The sequence below is a fragment of the Delftia sp. DLF01 genome, assembly GCF_014852125.1.
GTDB lineage: Bacteria > Pseudomonadota > Gammaproteobacteria > Burkholderiales > Burkholderiaceae_C > Comamonas > Comamonas acidovorans.
The window spans coordinates 1,444,767-1,466,586 of sequence record NZ_JACVAZ010000001.1 but is presented as its reverse complement, the minus strand read 5'-3'; the positions used below and the strand labels follow the sequence as shown (position 1 = coordinate 1,466,586).

The 21,820-nt window shown below is 69.1% G+C and carries 18 protein-coding genes; 6 read left to right on the top strand and 12 right to left on the bottom strand.

Annotation, left to right across the window (positions count from 1 at the left end):
• Window positions 1-96 precede the first annotated feature (96 nt).
• The 3 genes from IB269_RS06430 to tsaA all read left to right on the top strand — a co-directional run bounded on the left by IB269_RS06430 (window position 97) and on the right by tsaA (window position 3,582).
• Window positions 97-2,370 (top strand): AsmA family protein, encoded by a 2,274-nt coding sequence (locus tag IB269_RS06430; RefSeq protein WP_192366690.1) that lies wholly within the window; start codon window positions 97-99, stop codon window positions 2,368-2,370.
• A gap of 352 nt (window positions 2,371-2,722) precedes the next feature.
• Complete coding sequence (locus tag IB269_RS06425) at window positions 2,723-3,085, top strand: winged helix-turn-helix domain-containing protein (RefSeq protein ID WP_013802017.1); 363 nt, start codon at window positions 2,723-2,725, stop codon at window positions 3,083-3,085.
• On the top strand, window positions 3,082-3,582 hold the full coding sequence (gene tsaA / locus IB269_RS06420; protein ID WP_043821536.1) for a tRNA (N6-threonylcarbamoyladenosine(37)-N6)-methyltransferase TrmO: 501 nt from the start codon (window positions 3,082-3,084) through the stop codon (window positions 3,580-3,582). Before IB269_RS06425 ends, tsaA begins: the two co-directional genes overlap by 4 nt.
• 23 nt (window positions 3,583-3,605) lie before the next feature.
• Here the strand turns inward: tsaA and dnaE are convergent, their stop codons facing one another.
• From dnaE to IB269_RS06390, 6 genes are all read right to left on the bottom strand, one after another.
• Entirely contained in the window at window positions 3,606-6,992 is a 3,387-nt protein-coding gene (dnaE, locus tag IB269_RS06415; RefSeq protein WP_192366689.1) for a DNA polymerase III subunit alpha, read from the bottom strand.
• Window positions 6,985-8,493: a Y-family DNA polymerase gene (locus tag IB269_RS06410; RefSeq protein ID WP_192366688.1), complete on the bottom strand. Its 1,509-nt coding sequence runs from the start codon at window positions 8,491-8,493 to the stop codon at window positions 6,985-6,987. The genes dnaE and IB269_RS06410 overlap by 8 nt, the downstream gene beginning before the upstream one ends.
• Window positions 8,494-8,499: 6 nt before the next feature.
• The gene (gene imuA / locus IB269_RS06405; protein WP_192366687.1) at window positions 8,500-9,384 is read right to left on the bottom strand and encodes a translesion DNA synthesis-associated protein ImuA; all 885 of its coding nucleotides are present in this window, start codon (window positions 9,382-9,384) and stop codon (window positions 8,500-8,502) included.
• Window positions 9,385-9,474: 90 nt separating this feature from the next.
• A complete protein-coding gene (locus tag IB269_RS06400) occupies window positions 9,475-10,839 on the bottom strand; it encodes an HD-GYP domain-containing protein (protein WP_013802012.1) in 1,365 nt (454 codons plus the stop codon).
• A gap of 102 nt (window positions 10,840-10,941) precedes the next feature.
• Window positions 10,942-11,580 carry a 3-oxoacid CoA-transferase subunit B gene (locus IB269_RS06395; protein WP_012206068.1) on the bottom strand — a complete coding sequence of 213 codons (639 nt, stop codon included), beginning with the start codon at window positions 11,578-11,580 and terminating at the stop codon, window positions 10,942-10,944.
• Between the two features lie 2 nt (window positions 11,581-11,582).
• A complete protein-coding gene (locus tag IB269_RS06390; RefSeq protein WP_192366686.1) occupies window positions 11,583-12,290 on the bottom strand; it encodes a CoA transferase subunit A in 708 nt (235 codons plus the stop codon).
• A 73-nt stretch (window positions 12,291-12,363) separates the two neighbouring features.
• Between IB269_RS06390 and IB269_RS06385 the strand changes: the two genes are divergently transcribed.
• On the top strand, window positions 12,364-12,906 hold the full coding sequence (locus IB269_RS06385; RefSeq protein ID WP_012206070.1) for a PAS and helix-turn-helix domain-containing protein: 543 nt from the start codon (window positions 12,364-12,366) through the stop codon (window positions 12,904-12,906).
• A 264-nt stretch (window positions 12,907-13,170) separates the two neighbouring features.
• Window positions 13,171-14,622 carry a catalase gene (locus tag IB269_RS06380; RefSeq protein ID WP_192366685.1) on the top strand — a complete coding sequence of 484 codons (1,452 nt, stop codon included), beginning with the start codon at window positions 13,171-13,173 and terminating at the stop codon, window positions 14,620-14,622.
• A gap of 66 nt (window positions 14,623-14,688) precedes the next feature.
• On the opposite strand, the gene IB269_RS06375 is transcribed toward IB269_RS06380, so the two are convergent.
• Together IB269_RS06375 and IB269_RS06370 are read right to left on the bottom strand one after the other, a co-directional pair.
• Window positions 14,689-15,129: a nuclear transport factor 2 family protein gene (locus IB269_RS06375; protein WP_063325552.1), complete on the bottom strand. Its 441-nt coding sequence runs from the start codon at window positions 15,127-15,129 to the stop codon at window positions 14,689-14,691.
• 47 nt (window positions 15,130-15,176) lie between these two features.
• Window positions 15,177-17,198 (bottom strand): NADPH-dependent 2,4-dienoyl-CoA reductase, encoded by a 2,022-nt coding sequence (locus IB269_RS06370; RefSeq protein WP_192366684.1) that lies wholly within the window; start codon window positions 17,196-17,198, stop codon window positions 15,177-15,179.
• 160 nt (window positions 17,199-17,358) lie between these two features.
• Here IB269_RS06370 and IB269_RS06365 point away from each other — a divergent pair, with 160 nt between their 5' ends.
• Window positions 17,359-17,898, top strand: a complete 540-nt coding sequence (locus IB269_RS06365; protein ID WP_016446262.1) for a PadR family transcriptional regulator — start codon at window positions 17,359-17,361, stop codon at window positions 17,896-17,898.
• 65 nt (window positions 17,899-17,963) lie between these two features.
• On the opposite strand, the gene IB269_RS06360 is transcribed toward IB269_RS06365, so the two are convergent.
• From IB269_RS06360 to IB269_RS06345, 4 genes are read right to left on the bottom strand one after another with little or no spacing between them, the layout of a single operon-like run.
• Complete coding sequence (locus IB269_RS06360) at window positions 17,964-18,887, bottom strand: SMP-30/gluconolactonase/LRE family protein (RefSeq protein ID WP_192366683.1); 924 nt, start codon at window positions 18,885-18,887, stop codon at window positions 17,964-17,966.
• Window positions 18,888-18,909: 22 nt separating this feature from the next.
• Complete coding sequence (locus IB269_RS06355; protein WP_192366682.1) at window positions 18,910-19,809, bottom strand: amidohydrolase family protein; 900 nt, start codon at window positions 19,807-19,809, stop codon at window positions 18,910-18,912.
• Between the two features lie 4 nt (window positions 19,810-19,813).
• Entirely contained in the window at window positions 19,814-20,770 is a 957-nt protein-coding gene (locus tag IB269_RS06350; RefSeq protein WP_192366681.1) for a tripartite tricarboxylate transporter substrate binding protein, read from the bottom strand.
• Between the two features lie 39 nt (window positions 20,771-20,809).
• On the bottom strand, window positions 20,810-21,814 hold the full coding sequence (locus IB269_RS06345; RefSeq protein ID WP_192366680.1) for a Bug family tripartite tricarboxylate transporter substrate binding protein: 1,005 nt from the start codon (window positions 21,812-21,814) through the stop codon (window positions 20,810-20,812).
• Window positions 21,815-21,820 lie beyond the last annotated feature (6 nt).

Genomic DNA, 21,820 nt, shown 5'->3' with positions numbered 1-21,820 from the left:
CGGGCCTGCCGGCTGCCCGCCAGCGCGTCCCGGGCCTTGGCAAGCGTTTTCATGGCGATAGGATGGACCGAACCCCATTTAGCGGCCCCCTGCGCCATGACAGACACAGCGACCGACACAGCGAACCACAGCCCTGCCACACCAGCACCCCACCGCCCAGCCCGCCGCCGCTGGCTGCGCGCCCTTTTGTGGACGGTGTCGGCCCTGGTGCTGCTGCTCGCCGTGGTTGTGGTCCTGATCGCCACCTTCGACTGGAACCGGGCCAAGCCCTGGGTCAACGAACGCGTCAGCGAAAGCACCGGCCGCCACTTCGCCATTGAAGGCGACCTGCGCCTGCGCTGGACCTGGCCACAGCCCCTGGACCAGGGCTGGCGTCACTGGATTCCTGGCGTTACCGTCCAGGCCGAGCAGTTGACCCTGGGCCAGCCCGAGGGCTGGGAGGTTGAGCAGGAGCCGGCCAAGGGCAGTGCCGAGCTGCCCGCCCTGCCTGCGCCGCCCGACCAGTTGAACAAGGGCCGCCTGCCCGAGGAGAAAGCCAAGGAACAGCCCAAGGGAAAGGCGAAGGACAAGGATGAAGGCAAGGACAAGGACTCGCAGGCCAGCCCTTCCGCGCCCAAGATCGACAGCGACAGCATCGTCCTGGCCGACGAGAAAATGGCCCCACCCCCGCGCGACGCCGACACCATGGCCACGGCCGCGCGCGCCACGGCCAGCCTGCGGCTGTGGCCGCTGCTGGGCCGGCATGTGCTGCTGGACCATCTGCAACTGGAAGGCCCTGACCTGGTCTTTGCCCGGCGCAAGGATGGCAGCAACAACTGGACCTTCAAGCGCCCCGAGCACACAGGGCAGCGCTGGCGTTTTCAGGTAGCGCAATTGAGCCTGCGCGGCGGCCTGGTGGGCTGGAGCGATGGCGTGCGCCAGATGGCGGTGCGCGCACGTCTGGACAGCCTTGTGCAGCCGCCCAGTCCAGACTTTCCGTATGGCATGCGCGTCGGCCTGACCGGCCGCATCGCCAAGGCCACGGTCGAGGCCCAGGGCCTCATCGGCCCCGTGCTGGACCTGCAAAGCGAACAGGCACGCTTTCCCGTGAAGCTGTGGGCCCATGCGGGCAGCCTGCGCGCCCGGGCCGAGGGCATTCTCGACAATCCCAGGGCGCTCAAGGGCATGGACCTGCAGGTGCGCCTGCGCGGCTCCAGCATGGCCGACCTGTTCCCTCTGACGGGTCTGCTGCTGCCGCGCACACCGCCCTTCGACACCAATGGCCATCTGGTCGGCAGCCTGGAGCCGGGGCGCGCCGTCTGGGATTACGAGGAATTCGATGGCCGCGTGGGCCAGAGCGATCTGCGCGGTACGCTGCACTACGCATCGGGCAAGCCGCGCCCCAAGCTCAGCGGCGATCTGGCCTCGCGCAAGCTGCGCCTGGCCGACCTGGGGCCGGTGGTGGGAGCACCGTCCACCAAGCAGGGCCAGAAGACCCGGCAGGCGGCCAGCGGCAAGGCCCTGCCCACGCAGCGCTTTGACACCAGCAAATGGAACGCCATGGACATGGATGTGCGCTTCAAGAGCGACCGCATCGAGCGCCCCCAGGCCCTGCCCATCGAGGACTTCAGCGTGCATGCCGTCATGGACAACGGCGTGCTGCGCCTGTCCCCGCTGCGCTTCGGCATGGCCAAGGGCCGGCTGGACATCGAGGCCGTGGTGGACAGCGGCGCCAAGCCGCCCACGGCCAGCCTCCAGGGCAAGGTCCAGGGGCTGCAGCTGTCGGCCCTGTTCCCCGAGATCGAACTGATGAAGAAAAGCCTGGGCAGCATGGATGGCGCGCTGGGCCTGGAGGGCCGGGGCCAGTCCATTGCCGAGTGGCTGGGCACCAGCTCGGGCGACATCCGTCTGTATGTGCGCGATGGCCGCTTCAGCAAGCAGCTCCTGGACCTGGCCGCGCTGAACCTGGGCAGCGTCATCGTCACCAAGCTGTTCGGCGCCGACAAGGAAGTGCAGCTCAACTGCGCCGTTGCCGACCTGACCGTGAAGCAGGGCATTGCGCGCACCCGCAACGTCAAGCTGGCCACGCCCGAGGCCATCATCGAGGCCACCGGACAGATCAGCCTGGCGCAGGAGACCATGGACCTGCGCATCGTGCCCGAGTCGCTGAAGTGGAAGTTCTTCTCTCTGCGCACGCCCCTGTATGTGCGCGGCAGTTTCGCCCAGCCCAAGGTAGGGGTGGAGCCCGGCCCGCTGCTGCTGCGCGCGGGCGCGGCCGTGGCCGCCGCCGTGGTGGCACCCGCCGCCCTGGCGCTGGTGCCGCTGACGGTGCCGGCCGCCGAGGAAGATGCGCAATGCCAGCGCCTGCTGGCAGAAAGCAGCAAGAAGTAAACGCGTGGCCAGGATGCGCGGCAAGCGCCGCGCTGCATTGGCGCAAAAAGGCTAGCAAACCCGGTGGCAATGTGACGAAATAGCGCCGCAGCACACAGGCATCGAGACGCGGCGCCGGCAGGTCAAGAGCCTCGCCAATGCACTCGCAGACGATGCGCAGGCAGCGGGCGCCCTGGCGGCAGCGCCAGCGCGCCGGCCCCGACGGCCCGTGTGCAGGAACGCCCTGCCAGAGCACCCCTTCGCTGTAGCGATCCATGCATTGCGTATTTCCCCTTAGCCCCTGTGACGGCGCAAGCCGTTGATTTCGCTTAACCTTGACGTTCGCTTTTCTCCTGTGCCAAGTCCTTTTCCCATGTCCTCCAAAGTCCAGTTCCGCCTGCGCGTATACAACGACAGCACCATTGCCATCGGTCCCGGCAAGGTGCAGTTGCTCGAAGCCATTGCCGAGGCGGGCTCCATCTCGGCCGCGGCCCGTTCGCTGGGCATGTCCTACCGGCGCGCCTGGGTGCTGGTCGACGAGATGAACCGCGCGCTGCAGACACCGGCCGTCAACACCAGCGCCGGCGGCGCCCATGGCGGCGGCGCCTCGCTCACCTCCACGGGCGAAGCCATCGTCAGGCATTACCGCTCCATAGAGACCACGGCGCGCATGGCGGCGGCGGCCGATATCGCCGCGCTGACACGCCTGCTCAATCCCCAGGGAACGAGCGCATGAGCGCGACCGGCTCCACGGCGCAGGCCGTCGCCTGCCGCCCCATCGGCCATGTGCGCAGCCGCTTCACCGACCCGGTGGGCATGCCCATACAGACGGCGGGCGCGGCCGACGAGGCCGGCCGCGTGGAGCTGCTGCCCGAGTTCGAGGCCGGGCTGCGCGACATCGAAGGCTTTGACTACCTGATCCTCATCACCCACCTGCACCAGGCCGTGGAAAAGCTGGAAGTCGTGCCCTTCATGGACGACAGCAGCCACGGCGTGTTCGCCACGCGCGCCCCGGCGCGGCCCAACCGGCTGGGCCTGTCCATCGTGCGCCTGGTGCGGCGCGAAGGACTGCTGCTGCATTTCCTGGGCAACGACATGCTGGACGGCACGCCCGTGCTCGACATCAAGCCCTACGTGCCCAGGCTGGATGTGCGCCAGACCGAGCGCATAGGCTGGTTCGGCAAGCGTATCGACCAGATGCCCGACATCCGCGCGGACGACCGCATGGCCTGAGCCTGCAGCGGCAGCAACAGCCCTCAGTGGAAATTGCGGCTCGCCACGCCGGCGCCGCCCAGGCGGCCCAGCCAGCGGCTCATGTCACGGGCGCGGTGCACGATGAGATGGCGCACGGCGGGCACCTCCTGGCTGGCCTGCTCTGCAGGCGCTGGCTCGCCGGGGTCCTTGCCGCCGCCCCAATCCGAGCTGCTTTGCCAGATGCCCTCCACCGCCAGCAGCCGCGCGCCCAGCAAGGGCTCGCCCCAGCGCGTGACGGTATCGGGCCAGACCACCAGGTTGACCGTGCCCGTCTCGTCCTCCAGCGTGATGAAGACCGTGCCCTTGGCCGTGGGCGGGCGCTGGCGCACGGTGACGATGCCGCAGGCCCGCACGCGCATGCCCGCCAGCGTGTCGCGCAGCTCCAGCGCCGTGCGCAGCCCGTGGCGGCGCAGGCGGTCACGCAGCAGGGCCAGCGGATGGCGGCGCAGGCTCAGGCCCGTGGCCGCGTAGTCGAACAGGATTTCCTCGCCCTCGGGCGCGGCGGCCAGCTGCACGGGCGCCTCATGCACAGGCACGCCCGCGAACAGCGGGGGCTGCACCTGCAGGGCCGCCGCATCCCACATCTGCTGGCGGCGGTGGCCTGACAGGCCCTGCAGCGCATCGGCCGCCGCAAGGGCCTGCAGCTCGGCGCGCTGCAGCCGGGCGCGCAGGGCCAGGTCCTCGGTGCTCCTGAACGGCGCCTGCGCGCGGACCTGCGCCACGCGCTCGCCCGAAGTCCTTGGCAACTGCGCCACCATGCACAGTCCCAGGCGCACGGCCGGCTGCGGCAGCTCGACGCCGGCAATGCGCTCGTGCGGCGCCTCCAGCGTGCAATCCCAGTCGCTGTGGCGCACATCGACGGGCAGCACGCGCACGCCGTGGCGGCGCGCGTCCTGGATCAGCTGCGAGGGGGTGTAGAAACCCATGGGCTGGGCATTGAGCAAGGCCATCAGGAAACAGGCCGGCTCATGGCGCTTGAGCCAGGCGCTGGCATAGGCCAGCATGGCGAAGCTGTAGGCATGGCTTTCTGGGAAGCCGTATTCGCCAAAGCCCAGCATCTGGCGGAAGATGGCCTGGGCAAATTCGGCGCTGTAGCCGTTGGCCAGCATGCCGTCGATCAATGGGCGCTCGAAGCGGTGCACGCCCCCCTTGCGCCGCCAGGCCGCCATGGAGCGGCGCAGCTCGTCGGCATCGCCCGCCGAGAAATCTGCCGCGATCATGGCGATCTGCATCACCTGCTCCTGGAAGATGGGCACGCCCAGCGTGCGCTTGAGCGCCTTCTCGAGCGCGGGCTTTTCCAGGACCAGCTCGCCGCCCTGCCGCCGACGCTCGCGCGCCTGCAGATAGGGATGGACCATGCCGCCCTGTATGGGCCCGGGCCGCACGATGGCGACCTCGACCACCAGGTCGTAGAACACGCGCGGCCGCAGCCGGGGCAGCATGCTCATCTGCGCCCGGCTCTCGATCTGGAAGGTGCCCACGGTGTCGGCGCGGCAGATCATGTCGTAGGTGGCGGCGTCCTCCTTGGGAATGTCGGCCAGCTCCCAGCGCGGGCCGCGCAGCGCGGCGCGCGCGTGCAGGCTGCCGCGCAGCACGGTGAGCATGCCCAGGGCCAGCACATCGACCTTGAGCAGATTCATGGTGTCCAGATCGTCCTTGTCCCACTGGATGACCGAGCGGCCCTGCATGGCGGCCGGCTCCACGGGCACCAGCCGCGTCAGCGGCCCGTCGGTCAGCACAAAGCCGCCCACGTGCTGGCTCAGGTGGCGCGGGCTGTCGCGCAGTTGCAAGGCCAGCTCCAGCCACAGCCGCGCACGCTGGGGCGACAGTTGCGGGCAGTCGTCGCCCAGCCGCTCGCGCAGCCGGGCCAGGCGCAGCAGCTTGGAGCGCACCCAGCCCAGGGCGGGGTCATCGGGTTCGGGCTCCGGCTCGGCCGCTTCGTCCTCGGCATCGCTGAACCAGTGGTGCTGCCGGGCCATGGCGTCGATCAGCGCCGCATCCACGCCCAGGGCCTTGCCCGCGTCGCGCAGTGCGCCACGCGTACGCCAACAGCTGACCACGGCCGTCAGCGCCGCACGGCCGCGGCCGTATTTTTCGTAGATGTACTGGATGACGGTCTCGCGCCGCGCGTGCTCGAAGTCCACGTCGATATCTGGGGGCTCGCTGCGCTCGCGGCTGATGAAGCGCGCCATCAGCAGCGTGGTCTTGTTCGGGTCCACGGCCGTGATGCCCAGGCAATAGCAGACGGCCGAGTTCGCGGCCGAACCGCGCCCCTGGCACAGGATGCCTTCGCTGCGCGCATAGCGCACGATGTCGTGCACGGTGAGAAAGTACATCTCGTAGCGGCATTCGGCGATCAGCTCCAGCTCATCCTTCAACTGCTTGGCGACCGATTCGGGAATGCCTTCGGGATAGCGCCCCGCCGCTCCCTGCCAGGTATGCCAGGCCAATGTCTGGCGCGCGTCCATGCCGGGCAGCACGCTTTCCTGCGGATAGTGGTAGCTGATCTCACTGAGCTTGAAATCGCAGCGCGCGGCAATCTGCAAGGTTGCATCCAGCATGGCGCGCGGATAGATGCCGCCCAGCCGAAACCGCGAGCGCAGATGTCGCTCGGCATTGGGGTGCAGCTCGAAGCCGCACTCGGCCACCGCGCAGCCCAGGCGCAGCGCCGTCACCAGGTCCTGCAGCGGCTTGCGCGAGCGCGCATGCATGTGCACGTCGCCGCAGGCCACGCAGGACAGGCCCAGCAACCCTGCCACGTCCTGCAGGCTTTGCAGCCACAGGCTGTCGTCGGGCGCCAGCAGCAGCTCCACGCCCAGCCAGCAGCCCTGCCCCAGCTGCGCCACGGCGGCCTGCACGGCCTCGGCCATGGCGGGCACATCGCCGGGCAAAAGCTGCGCACGCTGCGGCACAACGATGCATTCGCAGCCTTCACGCAGCAGATGCCAGGGGCTGTCGGCATCGACCAGGTACCGGCCCTTTTCGGCACGGGCGCGCGCCGCGCTGATGAATTCGCAGAGGTTGCCCCAGCCGTTCAGATCGCGCGCCAGCGCCACCACGCGCAGCGGCCCCCAGGCGAATTCGCTGCCATGGATCAGGGCCATCTCGCAGTCGCGTGCGGCCTCGAAGGCGCGCACGGCGCCGGCCACCGAGCATTCGTCGGTCAGGGCCAGCGCCTGGTAGCCCAGGGCCTTGGCGCGCTGCACCAGTTGGGCGGGCGAAGAGGCGCCGCGCAGAAAGCTGAAGTTCGACAGGCAGTGCAGCTCCGCATAGCCGGGCAGGCCCGGGCCCGATGCCATGCCGGACACCGGCCCGGTGGCCTGGGGCGGGGGCTGCAGCCGCTGCAGCTGCGGGGGCGGCGGCTCCAGCAGGATGTCCTGCTCAGCCATAGATGCCTTGCGCAAACCAGGCGGCGGGCGACAGCAGGGCCGGCATGCCTGGCAGCCGCTCCGATGCAGGCGTGCGCTCGCGGTAGATCCAGACATGGCCGACAGCCGCGTTGCTCGCCACGAAATAGTCACGCACAGCCAGCGCCGCATCGGCCTGCGGCTCTCCCCACCAGCCGGCCTCCAGCCGATAGGGGCCGGCCAGCAATTGCAGCGGCCCCTGCCAGCAGGGGCGGCTGCCCTGCAGGAGCAGCGGCTGGGGCGGATCAAGCAGCCAGGGCGGCAGCAGGCCCTGCCAGGGGTTGGCCGCCTTGCGCGCGTGCGCGGGCCGCCGCGGGGCCTGCGGGGTCTGCAGGGCCTCGCAGGCCGGGGTCCAGCGCTGCATGGCCTCGGGCCGGTGGTCCGATTGCAGCTGCGCCACCCGCACGCCCTGCGCACCACGGCGGGCCGAGACACGCTCCACCCATTCATGCCAGGCCATGCCGCTGGCCGCGTCTGCCCCATCTGTCGCGCCTGCCGCCTCGCCCAGCGGCGCCGGGCCGGGCGCGGCCGGTGGCAGGCAACTGCCGGCATCGGCAGCGAAAGGCGCGGTGTCCAGCGCCACCAGCTCCAGCATGTCCGCAGGCGCGCGCCAGGGCGTGCGGGCCAGGCGTTCGCGCAGCAGGCGCTCCATGTGCTCCAGCGCCTGGGCGGGCCGGGCCGTGCGGATGTCCAGCGCTTCCCAGGCCGGCAGCTCCGTGCCGTCCACGCGCCGCAGATCGTGGTGCCAGCGCAGCTGCAGGCCCAGCACACCCTGGTGGCGGGCCTGCAGCCAGGCCTGCAGCGCACGCAGCAGGGGCCGGGCGGCCTGCAGCAGGGCCTGGGCGTCGCTGGCCGGATAGCCCAGGTCGGCGCGCAATGCAAAGTGCTCGGGCAGCTCCAGCCAGTCCAGCGCATGGGGGCTGCTGCCATAGGCCTGGTCCAGCGCCAGCAGGGCCGGCAGCCCGATGCGCCGCGCCAGGCCCGCGCGCGGCAGGGCGCGCAGTTCGCCCCAGCGGCGGCAGCCCATGCGCTCCAGGGCCGGCGCATGCGGCTCCAGTGCGGGCAGTGTCCAGATGGGCAGTGCGTCGGCAGGCGGCCAGGGCTGGCGCGAATCCGCGCCCTGCATGCGCCAGCGCAGACGCGCCAGCGCCTGCCATGCCGTGGCGCCCCGGGCCCAGGACGGCATCCGGGGGCCGCCCGCCTGACCGTCCTCGGGCTGCTGTTCGCGCAGCGCGCGCAGCAGGCCCAGCAGCATGGCCTGGCGACCGCCCCACAGGCGCTCCACGCTGCCCACCTCCATCAACGCCACGGCCTGCCCTGCCCCGTACCAGAGGGCCACGCGCGGCGTCCAGCGCAGGGCCCACCAGGCCTGCTGCGCGCAAGCACTGCGTTCGCCATCACTGTCGCCGTTGCCCTGGCCATCGCCCTGCGCGACATGCAGCGGCCAGGCAATCCAGTGCAGTGCTTGATTCGGCTGTGCCATGGCATCTCACCCCAGGGTGTGCGCTGCCGCCTGCAGGGCGGGCGCCTCGGCGGGCAGCAGTTGCCCGTGTCCATGAAGCCAGCGCTGCGCCTCGTCCGCCTGCCGGGTGCGCCGCTGGACCTGGGCCTGCAGCACGTCCTGCCAGGCCCAGTGGTGCAGGGGCAGCTTCAAGGGATGCTCCAGCGCAGGCCCCCGGCGCTTGAGCAACTGCACGCGCAGGCAGGCTGGCGTGCCGCCTTCGCCCGGCTCCCCCAACTCTGTCTCCACGCGCAGCCGCAGCGGCGCGGGCGAGGCCACCGTCTGCAGGGCGGCCGAGGCCTCGCGCCACAGCCACAGAATGCGCCCCTGCGCAGCGGCCGCCCATTGCAGCCGGCGCAGCGTGGCCATGGGCAGACCGGCTGGCAGCCAGGCCAGCACGGCCAGCACGTCGCGGCAGCGCAGTGCCTGCTCACAGACCCAGGCCAGCCCTGCCCCATCGCCTGCCGGGTGGGCGCCGGGGGGGGTGCCGGGGGGGGTGTCGGCCTCCACGCAGCACAGCCGGTGCGCCGCCACGCCCGCAGCTTCCAGTCCCGGTGCAAAAGGCCTGCAAGGCGGCGCCACCAGCACCACCTGGCCCGCGCTGCGCTGCATCAGGGCCGCCAGGCCCGGCAGCAGCAGCGGCCACTCGGCATGGCCATGCGCGGGTTGCAGCAGCTCGACCATGGCACCCAGCGGCCAGCCCCCGCCCGGCAATTGCGCATCCAGCAGCGCATGGCCCGAAGGCTGGACCCGCTGCTGCAGCGCCTGCTGCCAGCCATCGCCACGCCAAACGCCCTGCAACTGAGGCAGCACACGCGCCGCGCCCGCCATGGGGGCGGGCTGCGCAGGTTGGGAGGCGTGGGGCGTGGTCATGGGGAAAATCTCAAATACTGTATGAATATACAGCACTCTTGATTTCCGAGAGATCCACGGATGTAAAAAAGCCGGGCAAGCCCGGCTGTCTCAGTGCGCTGGCGCTCTCGCTGCGCCGCCCGCTGGGGGTGTGGCGTCGATCTGCATGCAGGCTTCGCACCATTGCGCGACCGCTGTGTCCACGGCGTGGGTGCGGGCGTTGATGGCAGGCCAGCGGCGCAGGCAGGCGTTGACGATGGCCTGCAGTTGCCACAGCGCCTCGCGGCTGAGCAGGGCCAGCTCGCTCATGCCCTGCACATCGTCCTTGAGGTAGGCCAGCAGGTCGGTTTGCTGGCTGGGATGTAGGCCGGCCTCGGCCAGCTGCTTTTGCAGGCCGCCGATGCTGGAGTCGATGTAGACGGCCGCCTGGTGGTCGGGCATGGCCTGCCAGCGCTCGGGGAAGGCCTGGCTGAACGTGTCCCACATCTGGAAGGCGGCCGACAGCGCTGCCACGCTGTGCGTGACCTCGGCCTGCAGCGGCGGCAGCGGCGTGCCCGGCGAGATCTCGTCGTACAGCAGCGGCAGCAGGATGCCGACCAGATCGGCCGGATAGCGGCGGTGGTTCATGCGCAGCATCAGCGACAGGCGCTGGCCGGGCAGGTCCTGGAATTTGTCGAAGAAGGCCGAGACCACCTCGGCCAGCAACAGGATACGGCCCATTTTGGAGATGGCTTCGCCATGCACGCCGCGCGGATAGCCCGTGCCGTCCATGCGCTCGTGGTGCTCGAGCACGGCCATTTCCACGTCCTGCGAATACGCGCCCGCGCCCCGCATGATGAGCATGCCCGTGACCGAGTGCGCCACCAGGTGCTTGCGCTCGGCGCCCGTGAGCCGGTAGTTGGGGTCGGTCCAGGCCGGGTCCATGTAGAGCATGCCCACGTCGTGCAGCAGGGCCGCCGTGGCCAGCGGGCCGCATTCACGCTCGCTCCATTCGCTTTGCAGCGCCAGGTAGATGGCCACCAGCATCATCTGCAGGCTGTGGGCGAACAGCTCGGGCCGCTGCTCGCGCATGACCGTGAGCTTGAAGGCGATCTGCGGCGGCAGCACCATCAGGCGCAGCGGCGCCAGCAGCCGGTCCGTGCCGCCCAGCGACTGCACCAGGCGGCGCATCAGGTCCACGGTCTCGCACTGCACCATGGCCTGGGCCTCGATGGCCAGCACGTCCACGCGGTTGTCCACGCCCAGGTGCTTGTCGATGGGGTCGCGCAGCTTGTGCTTGACCAGGCGCTCGTACATGTTGCCGTCGATGCGCGCACCCTTGTCCACGAGCTTGACGCCCTTGTCGTTGAAGATGGGCTCGCCGGTGACCACGTTGCAATGCTCGGCCATGTCGGTGACGGCGCGCAGGAAATGCACGCCCTCGTCCTTCCATCCCTGCGCTGTCGGTGGATTGCGCACGGCCGCGACATCCGTCATAGAGGCTCCCATTGGCTCGAAATCTGAAATATAAGCAAAAGAGCCCGCGCAAGGCGGGCTCTCGTTGCGCAGGCCTGCCAAGGCAGGCCGTGCACGGCAACATCAGCGAATCAGCGTCACGCCGGTCTTGGACTGGATGTCCTCGAAGCTCACTTCGGGGGCCAGTTCCACGAGCTTCAAGCCCTGCGGCGTCACGTCCATCACTCCCAGGTCGGTGATGATACGGTCCACCACGCCCACGCCGGTCAAAGGCAGGGTGCAGGCGGGAAGAATTTTGAGGTCGGTCGTGCCGTCCTTCTTCTTTGCCACATGTTCCATGAGCACGATGACGCGCTTGACGCCCGCCACCAGGTCCATGGCGCCGCCCATGCCCTTGACCATCTTGCCGGGAATCATCCAGTTGGCCAGGTCGCCCTTCTCGGACACCTGCATGGCGCCCAGGATGGACAGGTTGATCTTGCCGCCACGGATCATGGCGAACGACTGGTCGCTGCCGAAGATGGACGAGCCGGCAATCGTCGTCACGGTCTGCTTGCCGGCATTGATCAGGTCGGCGTCCACGGCATCCTCGGTCGGGAAGGGGCCGATGCCCAGCATGCCGTTCTCGGACTGCAGCCACACTTCCTTGTCACCCGTGTGGTTGGCCACCAGGGTGGGAATGCCGATGCCCAGGTTGACGTAGAAGCCGTCTTCGAGTTCTTGGGCCGCGCGGGCGGCCATCTGGTCTTGGGTCCACGGCATGGTCAGGCTCCTTGTTTTTCTGTGATGGTGCGCTTTTCGATGCGCTTTTCGGGATTCGGGTTGTGCACGATGCGGTGCACGTAGATGCCGGGCAGGTGGATGTCGTCCGGTGCGATCTCGCCGACCTCGACCACCTCTTCCACTTCCACGATGCAGACCTTGCCGGCCGTGGCGGCGGCAGGGTTGAAGTTGCGCGCCGTCAGGCGGAACTGCAGGTTGCCGCTCTTGTCGGCACGGTGGGCCTTGACCAGGGAGACATCGGGCACGAGCGAGCGCTCCATCACATAGGTCTCGCCGTCGAATTCGCGCAGCTCCTTGCCCTCGGCCACCATGGTGCCCACGCCGGTCTTGGTGAAGAAGGCGGGAATGCCGGCGCCGCCTGCACGCAGCTTCTCGGCCAGCGTGCCCTGGGGCGTGAATTCCAGCTCCAGCTCGCCGGCCAGGTACTGGCGCTCGAACTCCTTGTTCTCGCCCACATACGACGAGATCATCTTCTTGATCTGGTGCGTCTCCAGCAGCTTGCCGAGGCCAAAGCCGTCCACGCCCGCGTTGTTGGAAATCACCGTCAGGCCCTTGGCGCCGCTGTCACGCAGCGCGTCGATCAGGGCCTCGGGAATGCCGCACAGGCCGAAGCCGCCTACAGCCAGCAATTGCCCGTCGGCCACGACGCCCTGGAGCGCCTGCTCCGCGGAGGGGTAGAGCTTTTTCACACATGTCTCCTTCAGATTGGATGCGCTACGATACTACGTACTTGCATAGGTAGTTTTTCGTAAAGATTTGCCCATGGATATAGATTACCGGCTGGCGTTCGAAGCCGCCCCCGTCGGCCTCGTGATCTCGCGCAACCGCACCATGATCGACTGCAACCGCCAGGTCTGCGAGATGTTCGAGGCCTCGCGCGAGGTGCTGATCGGCCAGACCTTCCAGATCCTCTACCCCAGCGCCGACGAGTACGAGCGGCTGGGCGCGCGCATCGCGCCCATTCTCAACGCACGGGGTTTCTACTCGGACAACCGCATCATGAAGCGCGCCAACGGCGAAACGTTCTGGTGCCATGTCACGGGCCGCACGCTGGACCGCAGCGACCCGCATGCCTCGGGCATCTGGAGCTTCGAGGACCTCAGCGCCCACCGTCCCGTCAAGGCCGAGCTCACGGGGCGCGAGCGCGAGGTGGCCGCCCGCCTGCTGGAGGGACTTACCTCCAAGGAAATCGGCCGCGCCCTGGCCATCAGCCACCGCACGGTGGAGATCTACCGCGCACGGCTGATGCGCAAGTACGGCGCCTCCACGGCCGCCGATCTGGTCCACAAGCTGGTCTCGGGCTGACAGGGCGACGGCCTACACGGGCCGTATCCGCCCGCGCAACACAATGCCTTGGCAAAAAGCATGCCCGGCACGGCGCATGCGGGGGGCGGTGAAATTTTTTGGCTATGGCGCAGTTGAGATTTGCCAATCGCCAAAGCCTTGCCGCATCCATAGAACGAAACAACAATAAAAGCAATTCGATAGCACGCAGCTATTGATTTTCCAAGCGCCGCGCTGCCTGCGTGCAAGCCGGCGCCGCTACCACCCCTCGATCAAGGAGAGACCATGACCCACAAGCTCACCACCGCCGCAGGCGCCCCGGTTGCCAACAACCAGGACTCGCTCACGGCCGGCCCGCGTGGCCCGATGCTGCTGCAGGACCTGTGGCATCTGGAAAAAATGGCCCACTTCAACCGCGAAGTGATTCCCGAGCGCCGCATGCACGCCAAGGGCTCGGGCGCCTTCGGCACCTTCACCGTGACGGGTGACATCACGCGCTACACCCGCGCCAAGGTGTTCTCCGACATCGGCAAGCAGACCGAAGTGTTCGCGCGCTTTTCCACCGTGGCCGGCGAACGCGGCGCGGCCGACGCAGAGCGCGATATCCGCGGCTTCGCCGTCAAGCTCTATACCGAAGAAGGCAACTGGGACCTGGTGGGCAACAACACGCCGGTGTTCTTCTTCCGCGACCCGCTCAAGTTCCCCGACCTGAACAAGGCCGTCAAGCGCGATCCCTACACCAACCTGCGCTCGCCCGAGAACAACTGGGACTTCTGGACCGGCCTGCCCGAGGCGCTGCACCAGATCACCATCGTCATGAGCGACCGGGGCATTCCGCGCGGCTACCGCCACATGCACGGCTTCGGCTCGCACACCTACAGCTTCATCAACGCCAGCAACGAGCGCCACTGGGTCAAGTTCCACTGGGTCTGCCAGCAGGGCATCGAGAACTTCACCGATTCCGAGGCAGCCTCCGTCGTCGCCTCCGACCGTGAAAGCAGCCAGCGCGACCTGCTCGAAGCCATCGAGCGCGGCGAGTTCCCGCGCTGGAAGCTGTGCGTGCAGATCATGCCCGAGCATGAAGCCGAGACCTACCGCTTCCACCCCTTCGACCTGACCAAGGTCTGGAGCAAGAAGGACTACCCGCTGATCGAAGTGGGCGTGATGGAGCTCAACCGCAACCCGCGCAACTACCACGCCGATGTGGAGCAGGCCTCGTTCACGCCGGCCAACCTGGTGCCGGGCATCGGCCCCTCGCCCGACCGCATGCTGCAGTCGCGCCTGTTCTCGTATGGCGATGCCGCGCGCTACCGCCTGGGCGTGAACCACCACCAGATCCCCGTGAACGCGCCGCGCTGCCCCTACCACGCCTACCACCGCGATGGCGCCATGCGCGTGGACGGCAACTACGGCGGCACCATCGCCTACGAGCCCAACACCAAGGGCGAGTGGCAGGAGCAGCCCGCCTTCGCCGAGCCGCCGCTGGCCCTGCACGGCGCGGCCGACCGCTGGAACTACCGCGAGGACGATGCCGACTACTTCACCCAGCCCGGCGACCTGTTCCGCCTGCTCACGCCCGATGCGCAGCAGCGCCTGTTCGAGAACACGGCGCGCAACATCGCCGGCGTGTCCGACCACATCGTGCAAAAGCACATAGCGCACTGCACCCAGGCCGACCCGGCCTACGGCAAGGGCGTGGCCGATGCCATCGCCCGCCAGAAGGCCGGCACGCTCTGACCGGCTGACGCCCACGGCAAAACGCCCCCGAAACTTCGGGGGCGTTTTTCATGGCGCGCCCTGCCCTCAGGCCACGGCCTTGAAGGCGGGAAGCTTGTCGCCCAGCCGCTTGCCCATCTCCGTGCCCAGGGCCTGCAGGCCGCTCATGGGGCGCACCATGACCTCGAATTCCCGGATCAGCCCCTGCTCGTCGAAACGGATGAAGTCGATGCCCTTGAGGTTCTTGCCGCCCACGCTGGCGCTGAACTCCAGCACCACGTCCAGGCCGTCATCGCTGGCCATCTGGCGGTGGTAGGTGAAGTTCTCGAACACCTGGACCACGGTGGACAGCGCCAGCATCAGCGCGGGTGCCGAGGCATAGGGCGTGTTCGCCATGGGCGAGCGGAACACTGCATCGGGATGGACGATGGTGTGCAGCTCGCCCAGGTCGCTGGCGGCAACCATGCGATGCCACAGCTCCAGGGAGCGGGCGACTGCGGGATGGGCGTTCTTCGGGGGCTGGGACATGCTTGTCTCCTGGTGGTTGAGGTGGAAAACGGAATCGGGCGGCGCCCTCAAAGGCTGGCCGCCAGCGTGGTGCCTTGCACGATGGCGCGCTTGGCGTCGAGTTCGGCCGCCACGTCGGCGCCGCCGATCAGGTGCACGCTGCAGCCCGCCGCGCTCAGGGCCGCATGCAGCTCGCGCTGCGGCTCCTGGCCCGCGCAGAGCACGACGTTGTCCACCTCCAGCAGTTGCGGCTGGCCGTCCACGGTGATGTGCAGGCCGGTGTCGTCGATGCGCTCATAGGCCACGCCCGAGCCCATGGCCACGCTGCGTGCCTTCAGCGAGGTGCGGTGTATCCAGCCCGTGGTCTTGCCCAGCTGGTCGCCCACCTTGGTGGACTTGCGCTGCAGCAGGTGCACGCGGCGCGGCGAGGGCTGGGCCTGCGGCTGCACCAGGCCGCCAGCCTGGGCGTAGTCCGTGTCTATGCCCCACTCCGCATAGAACTTGCGGGGCGCCAAGGCGCCGCTGTCGCCGGCATGGGTCAGGTACTCGGCCACATCGAAACCTATGCCGCCCGCGCCGATGATGGCCACGCGCTCGCCCACGGGCCTGTCGCCCTGCAGCACGTCCAGGTAGCCGAGCACCTTGGAATGGTCCACGCCGTCAATGGCGGGAACGCGCGGCCGTATGCCCGTGGCCAGCACGATCTCGTCATAGCCGCCCTCGATGAGCTGGGCTGCCTCCACGCGGTGGCCCAGGCGAAGGTCCACGCCGCCCAGCTCCAGCTGGCGGCGAAAGTAGCGCAGCGTCTCGTGGAACTCCTCCTTGCCGGGCACCTTCTTGGCAATGTTGAACTGCCCGCCGATCTCGCTGGCCGCATCGAACAGCGTCACCGCATGGCCGCGCTGCGCGGCGGTGACGGCGAAGCTCAGGCCCGCCGGGCCGGCGCCCACCACGGCGATGCGCTTGGCGGCGGGCGCGGGCGCAATCACCAGCTCGGTCTCATGGCAGGCGCGCGGGTTGACCAGGCAGGAGGTGATCTTGCCGCCAAAGGTATGGTCCAGGCAGGCCTGGTTGCAGGCGATGCAGGTGTTGATCTCGTCGGCCCGGCCCTGGCGCGCCTTGCGCACGAAGTCGCCATCGGCCAGCAGCGGCCGGGCCATGGAGACCATGTCGGCATAGCCCTCGGCCAGCAGGCGCTCGGCCACTTCGGGCGTGTTGATGCGGTTGGAGGTGATCAGCGGGATGCCCACCTGCCCCATCACGCGCTGCGTGACCCAGGCATAGGCGGCGCGCGGCACCTTGGTGGCGATGGTGGGGATACGCGCCTCGTGCCAGCCTATGCCCGTGTTCAGCAGCGTGGCGCCTGCGGCCTCGATGGCCTGGGCCAGCGCGATCACTTCCTCCAGCGTGGAGCCGCCTTCCACCAGGTCCAGCATGGACAGGCGGTAGATGATGATGAAGTCCCGCCCCACGCGCTGGCGCGTGCGCCGCACGATCTCCACCGCAAAGCGCATGCGGCCCGCGTAGCTGCCGCCCCATTCGTCATCGCGGTGGTTGGTGCGCGCCGCAATGAACTCGTTGATCAGATAGCCCTCCGAGCCCATGATCTCCACGCCGTCGTAGCCCGCATGGCGGGCCAGGGCTGCGCAGCGCACGAAGTCCTCGATGGTCTGCTCCACCTCGTCGCCCGTCAGCGCATGCGGCACGAAGGGGTTGATGGGCGCCTGCAGCGCGCTGGGCGCCACCAGCCCGGGCTGGTAGGCATAGCGGCCGAAGTGCAGGATCTGCATGGCGATCTTGCCGCCCTCGGCATGGACGGCCTGCGTGACGATGCGGTGCTGGTCCGCCTCATGCTCATTGACCATCATGGCGCCGCCCTTCATGGGCCGGCCGCGCTCATTGGGGGCGATGCCGCCCGTGACGATCAAGCCCACCTCGCCGCGCGCGCGCTCTGCGTAGAAGGCGGCCATGCGCTCGAAGCCGTTGGGCGCCTCCTCCAGGCCCACATGCATGGAGCCCATGAGCACGCGGTTTCTGAGCGTGGTGAAGCCCAGGTCCAGTTCGGCATTCAGGTGGGGGTAGTGGGTCATGCCTGTCTCGCTTTTTTATGCAACTGATTGCATGAATGTAGTCAGCCTTCTTTATTTATGCAACTGGTTGCGCAAAAAATTGCAGAAATGACTGCAGCGCTTGGCCACACCTCCATGCAGGCCCGTAAGATGGCGCCCAGCGCCAGTCCCTTTGTTGCCGATGTCCCTGCCACACGCCCTTCTCACCGCCCTGGTCGAGCACCCCTGCTCGGGCTCGGAACTTGCCGAGCGCTTCGACCGCTCCATCGGCTATTTCTGGAATGCCACGCACCAGCAGATCTACCGCGAACTCGCCCGGCTGGAAGAGGCGCAATGGATCGAGGCCCTGCCCGCCGAATCCGGCCGGGGCCGCAAGCGCCAGTACCGCATCCTGCCCACGGGCCGCAAGGAGCTCAAGCGCTGGGTGGCCGAGCAGGAAGACCCCAAGCCGCTGCGCGAGGAATGGATGGTCCGCCTGCGTGCCGAGGCGGTGGTGGGCCCCTGCGGACTGCAGGACGAAGTGCAGCGGCTGCTGGCACTGCACCAGGCGCAGCTGGACGTCTACCAGCGGCTGGAGCAGCGCGATTTCCTGGACAAGCCGCCCACGCGCGAGCGGCGGCTGCAGCACCTGGTGCTCAAGGCCGGCATACAGCAGGAGCAGCTGTGGATAGGCCTGCTGCAGGAAGCCCGGGAGATCCTGGACATGCCGGCCAGGCCCTGAGCAACGGTTGCGACGACTGAGACGGCTGAGACGGTGCGACGGCTGAGACGGTCGCGACGGCCGCCTCAGCCCTTGTTCAAGCCGTGCAGCGCCAGCCCCGGCGCCTCCAGCCGGGCACGCAGAATGCGCCCGTGCGTGGAGTCCGTCACATGCAGCGTGCGGCGGTCCGCGCCGCCAAAGGCCAGGTTGGTGAGCGAGCTTCCCGGCACGCCACGCAGCACCTGCACGGGCTCGGCGCGGTGGTTGAGCACCCACACCAGGCCCAGGCCCGGGTTGGCCACCAGCAGCCGGCCCTGGTCATCCACGGCCAGCCCGTCGGGGCCGCTGGGGCCGTAGGAGGTGAAGAACTGCCCCACCTTGGCCACGCTGCCATCGGGCAGCAGGGGCACGCGCCAGACGCAGTTGCCGCGCGTCACGGCCAGGTACAGCACGCGGCCGTCGGGCGACAGCGCCACGCCGTTGGGGCTGGGCACGTTGGCCAGCAGCAGATCCAGCCGGCCGTCCGGCCGCAGGCGGTACAGGCGGCCGCTGGGGTCGTGCAGGCCGCTCTGGCCCTGGTCGGTGAAGTAGAGGTTGCCCTCGGCATCGAAGACCAGGTCGTTCACGCCCTTGAAGCGCTCGCTGTTGCGCCGCTGCAGATAGGGGCTGACGCGCCCCGTGGCCACCTCCAGGCACATCAGGCCGTTCTTGTAGTCGGTGATCAGCAGCGTGCGCTCGTCAAGGAACTTCATGCCGTTGGGCTCGCCGTCGTACTCGGCCACCAACGTCCAGGCGCCTTGCGGATCGATGCGGAACACGCGGCCCCAGGGAATGTCGGCCACATAGAGGTTGCCGGCGCCGTCGAACACCGGCCCCTCGAGGAAGGAGTCGGTGACGGCGCCACCGCGGTTGGCATCGGCCCAGTCGCTGCGCTCGGGGCGGCGCAGGGCGTCGGGCATGGTGGTGAACGATTCGAGTTCGCAGACCTGGGGGGCTTGCAGCAGGAACATGGTGCTTGTCTTTCTTGGAGTGTCAGGCCGCGCCGTCGAAGCCATACAGCCTTGCGGGGTTGTCCACCAGGATGCGGTCCATGGCCTCGTCCGTGCCCGCCCAGGCCTGGAGCAGATCGACCAGGTCGGCATCGTTGACGGAGCCCGGCACCTCGGTGGTGTGCGGCCAGTCGCTGCCCCAGACCAGGCGCTCGGGTGCGGCGCGCACCAGGTCGCGGCCCAGCGGCAGCGTGTCGGCATAGGAAGGGCCGCCCACTGATGAACGCATATAGGCGCCGGAGAGCTTGACCCAGGTGTTGCCGCCATCGAGCAGCCGGCGCAGCGCGGCATGGGCCGCGCCCTCCACGCCCTCCATGCCTTCAGCCGGGTCGATGCGGCCCAGGTGGTCCACGACCAGGGGCACGGGCAGCGCGCCCAGCACGGGAGCCAGCGCCACCAGTTGCTCAGGCTGCACAAAGACCTGCACATGCCAGCCCAGCCGTGCAACCCGGTGCGCCAGCGTGACCAGCATGTGGGCCGTGGTCTCGCCCCAGGACTGCGGCGAGACAAAGTTCACGCGCAGCCCGCAGACACGGTGCGCGGCCAGCCGGTCCAGCTCGGCATCGGCCACGTCGTGGGCGACCACAGCCACGCCGCGCGCATCATCGCCCAGGAGCCCCAGCGCATCCAGCGTGCAGGCGTTGTCCGTGCCATAGGTCGAGGGCGTGACCACCACGGCGCGCGAGGTGCCCAGGCGCCGCTGCAATTGACGGTACATGGCCACGTCGGCCTGCGGCGGCGTGCGCGGCCAGTGCGGCGACGGCGCAAAGCGCGCATCGAAGATGTGCATGTGGCTGTCGCAAGCCAGGGGCGGCAGCGTGCGCGCAGGCCGGCTCGTGCCGGCCGAGTGCGGCACGGCCATGGCGATGTCGGTCATGCCCATGCGCTCAGTCCAGCACGATGGCGCCCTTGCGCACCACCTCGCCCCACTTGGCGTCTTCCTTCTGGAGGAAGGCGGCGAACTCGGCCGGCGTCGTTCCCATGGGCTGAGCGCCCAGGTCGCTCAGGCGCTGGCGCACCTCGGCTTCCTGCAGCACCTCGGACAGCGCCTGGTGCAGGCGCGCGGCCACGGGCTCGGGCGTGCCCGTGGGCAGGAAGATGCCGTTCCACTCATAGGCCTCGTAGCCGGGAATCACGGTCTCGGACACGGTGGGCACATCGGGCAGGCGGGCCGAGCGCTGGGGCGCGGCCACGGCCAGGGCGCGCAGCTTGCCGCCCGTGACCAGCGGATAGGTGGCCGCCATGGTGCCGAACATGAAGTCCACCTGCCCACCCATCACATCGGCAATGGCCGGCCCGCCGCTCTTGTAGGGCACATGGACCATGTCCAGCTCCAGCCGCTGGCGGAACAGCTCGGCCGCCAGGCGCTGCACCGTGCCGCTGCCGCCCGAGGCGAAGTTGATCTTGCCCGGCTGCGCCTTGGCCCTGGCCGCCAGGTCGGCCACGCTGCGCACGGGCGAGTCGGCCTTGACCACGACCACATTGGGCATGAGCAGCACCAGCGACAGCGGCTGCAGCGCGCTGCGCGCATAGGGCAGCTTGGCAAACAGATGCGGGTTGATGGAAAACGGCGTGGCGTCGTAGAGCACCGTGTAGCCGTCGGCGCGCGCCTTGGCCACTTGGCTCGCGCCAATCGTGCCGCTGGCGCCGGGCCGGTTGTCCACGATGATGCTGGTGCCCAGCCGCGCGCCCATGCGCGTGGCCAGCAGGCGCGCGGCCGCGTCAGCGCCGCCGCCGGGCGCATAGGGCACGACCAGGGTGATGGGACGCTCGGGAAAGGCGGCCTGGGCCACGGCGGCGGCCAGGGCGCAGGCCGCGATCAGGGTTCCGGCAAGGAATTTCATGGCTTGTCTCCAGATTTTTTCGAGGGGGTGGCGGCCGAATCAATCCGCCTTCAGGTTCAGTTCGCGGGCGATCTGCGCATAGGAGGCCGCTTCGCTGGCCACGCGCTGCGCGAAGGCGCTGCCGCAACTCGACTCGGCATCCATGCCCAGGCCATGCAGCTTGTCCGCGGCCGATGCACTCTTGGCAAACTCCACGGCCACGCGCTCCAGCGCCTGGGCCACGCCGTCGGGAATGCCGGCCGGCGCGAGCACGCCGTACCAGACGTCGGCCGAGTAGGCGCCGCCGCCCGCTTCTGCAAAGGTCGGCACCTGGGGCAGCAGGGACGCGCGTTTGGGCGAGGCCACGGCCAGCGCCGTGAGCTTGCCGCTGCGCACCTGGGGCAGCACCGAGCCCAGCGTGGCGAAGGAGCTATCGAGCTGGCCGCCCATGAGATCCGTGACCACGGGCGCCGCGCCCTTGTAGGGCACGTGGTTGAGCTTCAGGCCCTTGGCCCGCGCAAACATCTCGGTAGCGAAATGGCCCGAACTGCCCATGCCCGCCGTGCCGGCCGTGACGCTGCCGGGCCGGCTGCGCGCCTGGTCCATGTACTCCTGCAGGCTGCGCGCCGGCATGCCCGGCCCCACGACCAGCACCGTGGGGCTGCTGGCCACCGTGCACAGCGGCCGGAACGAGCGCACCACGTCGAACTTCACGCGGCCCTGGTACAGCGCCGGGATCATGCTGTGGTTGGTGGCGCCGAACAGCAGGGTGTAGCCATCGGCCGGCGCACCGGCCACGGCCTGCGCGGCCACGATGGTGTTGGCCCCGGGCTTGTTGTCCACCACGAAGGGCTGGCCCAGCGCCTTGCCCGCATGGTCGGCAAAGGCGCGCGCCACCACGTCGGTGGGGCCGCCCGCCGCAAAGCCCACGACCAGCCGCACGGGCTTGGCCGGATAGTCCTTCTGCGCCAGCGCGGGCTGGGCGCCCAGCGCGGCCAGCCCCACGGCGGCCAGCAGGCCGCCGCGCAAGGCCAGGCGGCGGACCTCTTGGAAATTCCTCGACATCGCTTG

Coding starts and splice junctions, on each gene's coding strand:
- IB269_RS06365 (WP_016446262.1), top strand. CDS start 17,359: ATGTCCCTGCCACACGCCCTTCTCACCGCCCTGGTCGAGCACCCCTGC.
- imuA (WP_192366687.1), bottom strand. CDS start 9,384: ATGACCACGCCCCACGCCTCCCAACCTGCGCAGCCCGCCCCCATGGCG.
- IB269_RS06425 (WP_013802017.1), top strand. CDS start 2,723: ATGTCCTCCAAAGTCCAGTTCCGCCTGCGCGTATACAACGACAGCACC.
- IB269_RS06430 (WP_192366690.1), top strand. CDS start 97: ATGACAGACACAGCGACCGACACAGCGAACCACAGCCCTGCCACACCA.
- dnaE (WP_192366689.1), bottom strand. CDS start 6,992: ATGGCTGAGCAGGACATCCTGCTGGAGCCGCCGCCCCCGCAGCTGCAG.
- IB269_RS06375 (WP_063325552.1), bottom strand. CDS start 15,129: ATGTCCCAGCCCCCGAAGAACGCCCATCCCGCAGTCGCCCGCTCCCTG.
- tsaA (WP_043821536.1), top strand. CDS start 3,082: ATGAGCGCGACCGGCTCCACGGCGCAGGCCGTCGCCTGCCGCCCCATC.
- IB269_RS06360 (WP_192366683.1), bottom strand. CDS start 18,887: ATGTTCCTGCTGCAAGCCCCCCAGGTCTGCGAACTCGAATCGTTCACC.
- IB269_RS06350 (WP_192366681.1), bottom strand. CDS start 20,770: ATGAAATTCCTTGCCGGAACCCTGATCGCGGCCTGCGCCCTGGCCGCC.
- IB269_RS06400 (WP_013802012.1), bottom strand. CDS start 10,839: ATGACGGATGTCGCGGCCGTGCGCAATCCACCGACAGCGCAGGGATGG.
- IB269_RS06370 (WP_192366684.1), bottom strand. CDS start 17,198: ATGACCCACTACCCCCACCTGAATGCCGAACTGGACCTGGGCTTCACC.
- IB269_RS06385 (WP_012206070.1), top strand. CDS start 12,364: ATGGATATAGATTACCGGCTGGCGTTCGAAGCCGCCCCCGTCGGCCTC.
- IB269_RS06355 (WP_192366682.1), bottom strand. CDS start 19,809: ATGGGCATGACCGACATCGCCATGGCCGTGCCGCACTCGGCCGGCACG.
- IB269_RS06345 (WP_192366680.1), bottom strand. CDS start 21,814: ATGTCGAGGAATTTCCAAGAGGTCCGCCGCCTGGCCTTGCGCGGCGGC.
- IB269_RS06410 (WP_192366688.1), bottom strand. CDS start 8,493: ATGGCACAGCCGAATCAAGCACTGCACTGGATTGCCTGGCCGCTGCAT.
- IB269_RS06395 (WP_012206068.1), bottom strand. CDS start 11,580: ATGCCGTGGACCCAAGACCAGATGGCCGCCCGCGCGGCCCAAGAACTC.
- IB269_RS06380 (WP_192366685.1), top strand. CDS start 13,171: ATGACCCACAAGCTCACCACCGCCGCAGGCGCCCCGGTTGCCAACAAC.